Raw genomic sequence first — 10,371 nt, forward strand, 5'->3', positions numbered from 1 at the left:
TGTCACCTGATCGCGGGCACGCTCGTGTCAAGCGCACACGAGCCTACCCGCCGGAAAACGGGGGGTCAAAACGAGCCCCCGCGGAGCGCCGCCCCGCTCCCCCGCCGCAGCGGGGTCGCGGGGCGGCGCCGTGGCCGTCAGCGGTAGTCGCTGCTGCCGTAGTCGAACTCCTCCAGCGGCACGGCCTGGCCGGAGCCCACGCCGAACTGCGCGTAGTCGACCTCGTCGTAGCCGGGCACCGAGTACATCTGCGCCTTGGCCTCCTCGGTCGGCTCCACCCGGATGTTGCGGTAGCGCGGGAGACCCGTGCCGGCCGGGATGAGCTTGCCGATGATGACGTTCTCCTTCAGGCCCAGGAGCGGGTCGCTCTTGCCCTCCATGGCCGCGTTGGTCAGCACCCGCGTCGTCTCCTGGAAGGAGGCCGCGGACAGCCACGAGTCCGTCGCGAGCGACGCCTTCGTGATGCCCATCAGCTCCGGGCGGCCGGAGGACGGCTGGCCGCCCTCCGCCATCACCCGGCGGTTCTCCTCCTCGAAGCGCGCGCGCTCGACCAGCTCGCCCGGGAGCAGCTCGGAGCCGTTCTGCTCGATGATCGTCACCCGCTTGAGCATCTGGCGGACGATGACCTCGATGTGCTTGTCGTGGATCGACACGCCCTGGGAGCGGTAGACCTCCTGCACCTCGTCGACCAGGTGCATCTGCACCCGGCGCGGGCCGAGGATGCGCAGGATCTGCTTGGGGTCGACCGCGCCCTGGACGAGCTTCTGCCCGACCTCGACGTGCTGGCCGTCCTCCACCAGCAGGCGCTGGCGGCGGGTGACCGGGTAGGCGACCTCCTCGCCGCCGTCGTCGGGGGTGACGACGATCGAGCGGCCCTTGTCGGTGTCCTCCACGCGGACGCGGCCGGCCGACTCGGTGATCGGGGCGTTGCCCTTGGGGGTGCGCGCCTCGAACAGCTCCACCACGCGCGGCAGGCCGTGCGTGATGTCACCGGCCTCGGACGCGGCACCACCGGTGTGGAAGGTGCGCATCGTCAGCTGGGTGCCGGGCTCGCCGATCGACTGGGCCGCGACGATGCCGACGGCCTCGCCGATGTCGACGAGCTTGCCGCTGGCCAGCGACCGGCCGTAGCAGCGGGCGCAGGTGCCGACCCGGGACTCGCAGGTGAGCACCGAGCGGACCTTGACCGACTCCACCCCGCGACCGACCAGCTCGTCGATGACCACGTCGCCGAGGTCGGCGCCGGCGGCCAGGGCCACCTCACCGTCCACCAGCACGTCTGTGGCCAGCGTCCGGGCGTACACGCTCGTCTCGACGTCGTCGTGACGGCGCAGCGACCCGTCGGTGTTGCGCTCCGCGATCGGCATCTCCAGGCCACGGCTGGTGCCGCAGTCGTCCTCGCGCACGATGACGTCCTGGGAGACGTCGACGAGACGACGGGTGAGGTAGCCGGAGTCGGCGGTCCGCAGCGCGGTGTCCGCCAGACCCTTGCGGGCGCCGTGCGTGGTGATGAAGAACTCACCCACGGTCAGGCCCTCGCGGAACGAGGCCTTCACCGGGCGGGGGATGATCTCGCCCTTCGGGTTCGCCATCAGACCGCGCATGCCGGCGAGCTGACGCATCTGCATCCAGTTGCCTCGCGCACCCGAGCTCACCATGCGGTGGATCGTGTTGTGCGTGGGCATGGCCTGCTCGAGGTCCTTGGCGACGTCGTTCGTGGCCTGGGTCCAGATCTCGATGAGCTCCTGACGGCGCTCGTCGTCGGTGATCAGACCACGCTCGTACTGCTGCTGGACCTTCTCGGCCTTGGCCTCGTAGGTCTCGAGGATCGCCTGCTTGTTCGGCGGGGTCACGACGTCGGCGATGGAGACGGTGGTGCCCGAGCGGGTGGCCCAGTGGAAACCGGCCTCCTTCAGGGCGTCCAGCGTCGCCGCCACCTGGACCTTCGGGTAGCGCTCGGCGAGGTCGTTGACGATGGCCGACAGGCGCTTCTTGTCGACGACCGCGTTCACGTACTCGTAGTCGACCGGCAGCGTCTCGTTGAACAGGGCGCGGCCCAGGGTGGTGTCGACGACCAGGTCGGCACCGGGCTCCCAGCCCTCGGGCAGCGTCATGTCCGGCGTCGGCACGACGCCCGACAGGCGGATGCGGACCTTGGCGTTCAGGTCCAGCTGCTTGGCGTCGAAGGCCATGATCGCCTCGGCGAGGGAGGAGAACTGCCGGCCCACGCCGTCCACGTCGTCCCGGTCGGCGGTCAGGTGGTAGATGCCGATGATCATGTCCTGGGTGGGCATGGTCACCGGGCGGCCGTCCGCCGGCTTGAGGATGTTGTTGCTCGAGAGCATGAGGATGCGGGCCTCGGCCTGCGCCTCCGCGCTCAGCGGCACGTGCACGGCCATCTGGTCACCGTCGAAGTCCGCGTTGAACGCGGTGCAGACGAGCGGGTGGATCTGGATGGCCTTGCCCTCGACCAGCTGGGGCTCGAAGGCCTGGATGCCGAGGCGGTGCAGCGTGGGCGCGCGGTTGAGCAGCACGGGGTGCTCGGTGATGACCTCGGACAGGACGTCCCAGACCACCGGGCGAGCGCGCTCGACCATGCGCTTGGCCGACTTGATGTTCTGCGCGTGCGACAGGTCCACCAGCCGCTTCATGACGAAGGGCTTGAAGAGCTCCAGCGCCATCTGCTTGGGCAGGCCGCACTGGTGGAGCTTCAGCTGCGGGCCGACGACGATGACCGAACGGCCGGAGTAGTCGACGCGCTTGCCGAGCAGGTTCTGGCGGAACCGGCCCTGCTTGCCCTTGAGCATGTCGGACAGCGACTTCAGCGGACGGTTGCCCGGGCCCGTCACCGGCCGGCCGCGGCGGCCGTTGTCGAACAGCGCGTCGACGGCCTCCTGCAGCATCCGCTTCTCGTTGTTGACGATGATCTCGGGCGCACCGAGGTCCAGCAGCCGCTTGAGGCGGTTGTTGCGGTTGATCACGCGCCGGTAGAGGTCGTTCAGGTCGCTGGTGGCGAAGCGGCCACCGTCCAGCTGGACCATCGGACGCAGGTCCGGCGGGATGACCGGGACGCAGTCCAGGACCATGCCCTCGGGCGAGTTGCGCGTCGTCAGGAACGCGGAGACGACCTTCAGGCGCTTCAGGGCGCGGGTCTTGCGCTGGCCCTTGCCCGTCGCGATGGTCTCGCGCAGCGACTCGGCCTCTGCCTCCAGGTCGAAGCTCTGCAGGCGCTTCTGCAGCGCCGCAGCACCCATGCCGCCCTCGAAGTACATGCCGAAGCGCTCGCGCATGGCGCGGTAGAGCACCTCGTCACCCTCGAGGTCCTGCACCTTGAGGTTGCGGAAGCGGTCCCAGACCGCGGTCAGGCGGTCGATCTCCGCGTCGGCGCGACGGCGGATCTGCGCCATCTCGCGCTCGGCGGACTCGCGCACCTTGCGGCGCACGTCGGACTTGGCGCCCTCGGCCTCGAGCTCGGCGAGGTCGGTCTCCAGCGTCTTGGCGCGGGCGTCCACGTCGGCGTCGCGACGGTTCTCCACCTCGCGCTTCTCGACCTCGATCTGCGCCTCGAGCGAGGAGTGGTCGCGCTGGCGCGCCTCCTCGTCGACCCACGTGATCATGTAAGCGGCGAAGTAGATGACCTTCTCGAGGTCCTTCGGCGCCAGGTCCAGCAGGTAGCCCAGGCGGCTCGGGACGCCCTTGAAGTACCAGATGTGCGTGACGGGAGCGGCCAGCTCGATGTGGCCCATCCGCTCGCGGCGCACCTTGGCGCGGGTGACCTCGACGCCGCAGCGCTCGCAGATGATGCCCTTGAAGCGGACGCGCTTGTACTTGCCGCAGTAGCACTCCCAGTCCCGGGTGGGACCGAAGATCTTCTCGCAGAAGAGCCCGTCCTTCTCCGGCTTCAGGGTGCGGTAGTTGATGGTCTCGGGCTTCTTGACCTCACCGTGCGACCACGTGCGGATGTCGTCCGCGGTGGCCAGCCCGATGCGCAGCTCGTCGAAGAAGTTGACGTCGAGCAACGTGATCTTCTTTCTGTCGATTTTCCTGAGGTCTGACTCGAATCCGTGGAACCCCTCGGGGGCCCCGTTGGCCGGCGGTGCGGGCCGGGGTGCTCCCCGGCCCGCTCCCGTCAGACCTCTTCGACGCTGCTCGGCTCGCGCCGAGCCAGGTCGATGCCCAGCTCCTCGGCCGCCCGGAAGACGTCCTCGTCGCTGTCGCGCATCTCGATGGCCATGCCGTCGGAGGACAGGACCTCGACGTTCAGGCAGAGGGACTGCATCTCCTTGATGAGCACCTTGAACGACTCGGGGATCCCTGGCTCGGGGATGTTCTCGCCCTTGACGATCGCCTCGTAGACCTTCACGCGGCCCAGGACGTCGTCGGACTTGATGGTCAGCAGCTCCTGCAGGGCGTAGGCAGCGCCGTACGCCTCCAGGGCCCAGACCTCCATCTCACCGAAGCGCTGACCGCCGAACTGCGCCTTACCACCGAGCGGCTGCTGGGTGATCATGGAGTACGGGCCGGTCGAACGCGCGTGGATCTTGTCGTCGACCAGGTGGTGCAGCTTCAGGATGTACATGTAGCCGACCGCCACCGGGTCCGGGAACGGCTCGCCGGAGCGGCCGTCGAACAGGCGCGCCTTGCCGTCGCCCTGCACGAGGCGGTCGCCGTCGCGGGTGAGGGTCGTCGAGCTGAGCAGCCCGGTGATCTCCTCCTCGCGCGCACCGTCGAAGACGGGCGAGGCGATGCGCGAGCCGGCCGGGGCCTCGCGGATCTCCTCCGGGATGAGCTTCGCCCAGTCGGGCTCGCCCTCGATCTTCCAGCCGCGCGAGGCGATCCAGCCCAGGTGCAGCTCCAGGACCTGACCGACGTTCATCCGGCTCGGCACGCCCAGCGGGTTGAGGATGACGTCGACCGGCGTGCCGTCCTCGAGGAACGGCATGTCCTCCACGGGCAGGATCTTGGAGATGACGCCCTTGTTGCCGTGGCGGCCGGCGAGCTTGTCACCGTCGGTGATCTTGCGCTTGTTGGCCACGTAGACGCGCACCAGCTGGTTCACGCCCGGGGGCAGCTCGTCGCCCTCGTCGCGGTCGAAGACCTTCACGCCGATGACGGTGCCGGTCTCGCCGTGGGGCACCTTCAGCGAGGTGTCGCGCACCTCGCGCGCCTTCTCGCCGAAGATCGCGCGCAGCAGGCGCTCCTCCGGGGTCAGCTCGGTCTCACCCTTGGGCGTGACCTTGCCGACGAGCAGGTCGCCGTCGCGGACCTCGGCACCGATGCGGATGATGCCGCGCTCGTCGAGGTCGGCCAGCACGTCCTCCGCGACGTTGGGGATGTCGCGGGTGATCTCCTCCGGGCCCAGCTTGGTGTCGCGGGCGTCGACCTCGTGCTCCTCGATGTGGATCGAGGACAGGACGTCGTCCTGCACGAGGCGCTGCGACAGGATGATCGCGTCCTCGTAGTTGTGGCCCTCCCACGGCATGAACGCCACGAGCAGGTTGCGGCCCAGCGCCATCTCGCCGCCGTCGGTCGACGGGCCGTCGGCCAGCACGGTGCCGACCTCGACGCGGTCGCCCTCGCTGATGACGACGCGCTGGTTGTACGCGGTGCCGTGGTTCGAGCGGCGGAACTTGGCCACCCGGTAGGTGGTCGTGGTGCCGTCGTCGTTGCTGGTGGTCACCAGGTCCGCGGACACCTCGGTCGCCACGCCGGCCTTCTCGGCCACGACGACGTCACCGGCGTCGACGGCTGCGCGGAACTCCATGCCGGTGCCGACCAGCGGCGCCTCGGTCTTGACCAGCGGCACCGCCTGGCGCTGCATGTTGGAGCCCATGAGCGCGCGGTTGGCGTCGTCGTGCTCCAGGAAGGGGATCATCGCGGTCGCGACCGAGACCATCTGCCGCGCGGCGACGTCCATGTAGTCGACCTCGGAGCGCTGGACGAACTCCGTCTCGCCGCCCTTGGCGCGCACCAGGACGCGGGCCTCGGCGAAGGTGCCGTCCGGGTTCAGCGGGGCGTTCGCCTGCGCGATGACGTAGGCGTCCTCCTCGTCCGCGGTGAGGTACTCGACCTCGTCCGAGACGACACCGTCGACGATCTTGCGGTACGGCGTCTCGATGAAGCCGAACGGGTTGATGCGCCCGTACGAGGACAGCGAGCCGATGAGGCCGATGTTCGGGCCCTCGGGGGTCTCGATCGGGCACATGCGGCCGTAGTGCGACGGGTGGACGTCGCGGACCTCCATGCCGGCGCGGTCACGGGCCAGACCGCCGGGGCCCAGCGCCGACAGGCGGCGCTTGTGGGTCAGGCCCGCCAGCGGGTTGGTCTGGTCCATGAACTGCGACAGCTGGCTCGTCCCGAAGAACTCCTTGATGGAGGCCACGACGGGACGGATGTTGATCAGCGTCTGCGGGGTGATCGCCTCGACGTCCTGCGTCGTCATGCGCTCGCGCACGACGCGCTCCATCCGGGACAGGCCGGTGCGGACCTGGTTCTGGATGAGCTCGCCCACGCTGCGCAGACGGCGGTTGCCGAAGTGGTCGATGTCGTCGACCTCGACGCGCACGTCGACCGGCTGACCGTTCTTGACGCCCTGCATCGAGGTTTCGCCGGCGTGCAGGCGCACCAGGAACTTGATGGCGCGGACGATGTCGTCGACGGAGAGGACGCTGCTGCTCAGCGGCTCCTCCATCCCCAGCTTCTTGTTGACCTTGTAGCGGCCGACCTTCGCCAGGTCGTAGCGCTTGGGGTTGAAGTAGAGGTTGTCGAGCAGGTTGCGCGCGGCCTCCTGCGTCGGCGGCTCGCCCGGGCGCAGCTTGCGGTAGATGTCCAGCAGCGCGTCCTCGACGCCGGAGGTGTGGTCCTTCTCCAGCGTGGCGATCATGGGCTCGTAGTCCGCGAACTCCTCGCGGATCTGCGACTCGCTCCAGCCGAGGGCCTTGAGGAGCACGGTGACCGACTGCTTGCGCTTGCGGTCGATGCGCACGCCGACGGTGTCGCGCTTGTCGATCTCGAACTCGAGCCACGCGCCGCGCGAGGGGATGACCTTGGCGGTCCAGGTGTCGCGGTCGGACGTCTTGTCCGGCACGCGCTCGAAGTAGACGCCCGGGGAGCGGACGAGCTGGGAGACGACGACGCGCTCCGTGCCGTTGATCACGAAGGTGCCGCGGTCGGTCATGAGCGGGAAGTCGCCCATGAAGACCGTCTGGCTCTTGATCTCACCGGTGTTGCCGTTGATGAACTCGGCGGTGACGAAGAGCGGGGCGGCGTAGGTGAGGTCGCGCTCCTTGCACTCGTCCAGGGAGTACTTCGGCGGCTCGAAGCGGTGGTCGCGGAACGACAGCGACATGGAGCCGGAGAAGTCCTCGATCGGCGAGATCTCTTCGAAGATCTCCTCCAGACCCGAGGTCATCGGCACGTCCAACCCGCCCTCGCGGGAGGCGGCGACGCGGTCCTGCCAGCGCTTGTTGCCGAGCAGCCAGTCGAAGCTGTCGGTCTGCAGCGCCAGGAGGTCGGGGACCTCCAGGGGTTCACGGATCTTGCCGAAGGAGTACCGACCGGAGACGGTCAGAGCAGAGCTGTTGCCTGGTGCGGACGCTGTGCGCGAGGCGGCCAAGAGGGGTCCTTCCACGGGCCTGCGAACGTGACACGCGCTGACCTGCCCCGCTCGGTCGTCCCACTGGTCGACGACCGGCCATATGACTGAAGGCAGCGCAAAACAGCAAGGTACCCCGTGAAGGCGCGACTGTCCACCCCCGAGCGGGGGCCCAGTCGACGCCTGCGCTCGGACCCGGCGACCTCGGTGTCGCGCAGGCCGGAACGTGATGACAACCGCTGACGAGGATGGTCCCCCACCGCCTCCGCGTCAAGGCGATCGGCCGTGCTGTGGAGGGCGTGTCGCGGCCCCGGCCCCGGCGCACCACGAGCGCCACGAGCGCCGGCGGAACGCACGAGGGGCGGCCGGACGCGTGTCCGGCCGCCCCTCGCGGCGGTGTCCCGGGCCGATCAGGCCCGGGAGGGGGTCACTTGAGGGTGACGGTGGCGCCGGCGCCCTCGAGGGCGGCCTTGGCCTTGTCCGCGGTCTCCTTGTTGACCTTCTCGAGGACGGGCTTGGGGGCGCCGTCGACGAGGTCCTTGGCCTCCTTGAGGCCCAGGGAGGTCAGAGCGCGGACCTCCTTGATGACGCCGATCTTCTTGTCGCCGGCGGACTCGAGGATGACGTCGAACTCGGACTGCTCCTCGGCGGCCTCGGCCGGCGCGCCGCCGACCGGGCCACCGGCGGCGACGGCCACGGGGGCGGCCGCGGTGACGTCGAAGGTCTCCTCGAACTTCTTCACGAAGTCGGAGAGCTCGATGAGGGTGAGCTCCTTGAACGCGTCGAGCAGCTCGTCGGTGCTGAGCTTCGCCATGGTGGCGGTCCTTCCTGTGTCTGGGGTGGTTCCGCGGTCGGCCCGCGGAGCGGGGTCGCGCTGTGCGGTGCTCAGGCCTCGGCGGTCTCGGCCTCGGGGGCCTCGACCGGCGCGGGCGAGCCCGCGGCCTGCTTCTCCCGCAGCGCTTCCACGGTGCGGACGGTCTTCGACAGCGGCGCCTGGAACAGGGCCGCGGCCTTGGCCTGGGACGCCTTGAGGACGCCCGCGACCTTCGCGAGGAGCACCTCGCGGGACTCGAGGTCGGCGAGGGCGGTCACGTCGGCCGCGCTGATCGCGCGCCCTTCGAGCACCCCGCCCTTGACGATCAGCTGGGGGTTCGCCCTGGCGAAGTCACGCAGGCCCTTGGCCGCCTCGACCGGGTCACCGGCGACGAAGGCGATCGCGGTGGGGCCGACGAGCTGCCCCTCGAAGGCCGTGACACCGGCCTCCTTCGCCGCGATGGTGGCGAGCGTGTTCTTCAGGACCGCGTAGGTCGTGTCAGGACCCAGCGACCGGCGCAGCTGCGTGAGCTGCGAGACGGTCAACCCCCGGTACTCGGTGAGCACCGCGGCGGTGGACTCGTTGAGCAGCGTCGTGATCTCCTTCACGGCCGCCACCTTGTCTGCCCGTGCCATGTGTGCCCTCCTTCCGTGGTCTCGGGGAGCCGGTCCGGCCCCGGACGCACGAAACGCCCCGGCGCAGGCGCGCGGGGCGTTGGACCGGGCCCTGACGGCCCCGGACGGGAACACTCGCTCACCTGCGCAGGTCGCCCGTGCTCGGGACCTTCTGCCACCCCTCCCAGCGGGACGGGCGGCGACCGGCGGTCTTCGGTACCCGTCAAGCGTACACGCCGCACCGCCGTGCTCCCGACCGCGGCGGGGTCCCCGGGAGGGAACGCCGCAGGGGCGGGGTCCCCTCCCGGGGACCCCGCCCCTGCGGGCGACGGCGCGAGCGCGTCAGGCGGAGACGGCGTCCTCGGTGAGGCCGCGGGTCAGCGACGGGTCCACGGGGATGCCGGGGCCCATCGTGGTCGTGATGGTCGCCTTCTTCAGGTAGCGGCCCTTCGACGACGACGGCTTCAGCCGCAGCACCTCGTCCAGGGCGGCGGCGTAGTTCTCCACCAGCTGCGTGTCGCTGAAGGAGGCCTTGCCGATGACGAAGTGCAGGTTGGCGTGCTTGTCGGTGCGGAACTCGATCTTGCCGCCCTTGATCTCCGTGACGGCCTTGGCGACGTCCATGGTCACCGTGCCGGTCTTCGGGTTCGGCATCAGACCGCGCGGGCCCAGCACCTTGCCCAGACGGCCGACCTTGCCCATGAGGTCGGGGGTCGCCACGGCGGCGTCGAAGTCGAGGCGGCCCTTGGCGACCTCGTCGATGAGCTCGTCGCCACCGACGATGTCGGCGCCGGCGGCCTCGGCCTGCGCGGCGCGCTCACCCACGGCGAACACCAGCACGCGGGCGGTCTTGCCCGTGCCGTGCGGCAGGTTGACGGTGCCGCGCACCATCTGGTCGGCCTTGCGCGGGTCGACGCCCAGGCGGAAGGCGACCTCGACGGTCGCGTCGTACTTGGTGGTCGACGTCTCGCGGGCCAGCTTCACGGCCTCGGCGGGGGCGTACAGGGCGTCCGCGTCGATCTTCTCGACGGCGGCGCGGTAGGCCTTGCTGCGCTTCACTGCTGCTCCTCTTCGGTCGGGTGAGGGTCGTGGTCGACGGGTCGCGCGCGACCCTGCCACTGCGGTGGGGGGGGGGGGGGGGGGGGGGGGGGGGGGGGGGGGGGGGGGGGGGGGGGGGGGGGGGGGGGGGGGGGGGGGGGGGGGTGTGGGCGTGGGGCGGCTGGCGGGGGGCGCCCCCGCGGGCGCGGGCGACGCCCCCCCCCCCGCTGAAGGCCTCCAGCTGCGCGTCCACCGACGCGTCACCGGGGGTGTCGGCGGAGGCGAAGTGCGCCCAGGTGCCGCGCACCCGC

5 protein-coding genes are annotated in these 10,371 nt (G+C 70.3%); all 5 read right to left on the reverse strand.

What is annotated here, in order from left to right; translation table 11 throughout:
- Positions 1-137: 137 nt before the first annotated feature.
- The 5 genes from ACRYR8_RS07260 to rplA all read right to left on the reverse strand — a co-directional run bounded on the left by ACRYR8_RS07260 (position 138) and on the right by rplA (position 10,081).
- Positions 138-4,019: a DNA-directed RNA polymerase subunit beta' gene (locus ACRYR8_RS07260; protein WP_432483626.1), complete on the reverse strand. Its 3,882-nt coding sequence runs from the start codon at positions 4,017-4,019 to the stop codon at positions 138-140.
- A 110-nt stretch (positions 4,020-4,129) separates the two neighbouring features.
- Positions 4,130-7,615 carry a DNA-directed RNA polymerase subunit beta gene (gene rpoB, locus ACRYR8_RS07265; RefSeq protein WP_432483628.1) on the reverse strand — a complete coding sequence of 1,162 codons (3,486 nt, stop codon included), beginning with the start codon at positions 7,613-7,615 and terminating at the stop codon, positions 4,130-4,132.
- Positions 7,616-8,021: 406 nt separating this feature from the next.
- Positions 8,022-8,408, reverse strand: a complete 387-nt coding sequence (gene rplL, locus ACRYR8_RS07270) for a 50S ribosomal protein L7/L12 (protein WP_432483630.1) — start codon at positions 8,406-8,408, stop codon at positions 8,022-8,024.
- Positions 8,409-8,479: 71 nt separating this feature from the next.
- Entirely contained in the window at positions 8,480-9,043 is a 564-nt protein-coding gene (gene rplJ, locus ACRYR8_RS07275) for a 50S ribosomal protein L10 (protein ID WP_432483632.1), read from the reverse strand.
- A 321-nt stretch (positions 9,044-9,364) separates the two neighbouring features.
- Positions 9,365-10,081, reverse strand: coding sequence for a 50S ribosomal protein L1 (gene rplA / locus ACRYR8_RS07280; RefSeq protein WP_432483634.1), 717 nt, complete (start codon positions 10,079-10,081; stop codon positions 9,365-9,367).
- Positions 10,082-10,371 lie beyond the last annotated feature (290 nt).

Origin of the sequence: Kineococcus esterisolvens (genome assembly GCF_050871405.1) — a bacterium.
GTDB lineage: Bacteria > Actinomycetota > Actinomycetes > Actinomycetales > Kineococcaceae > Kineococcus.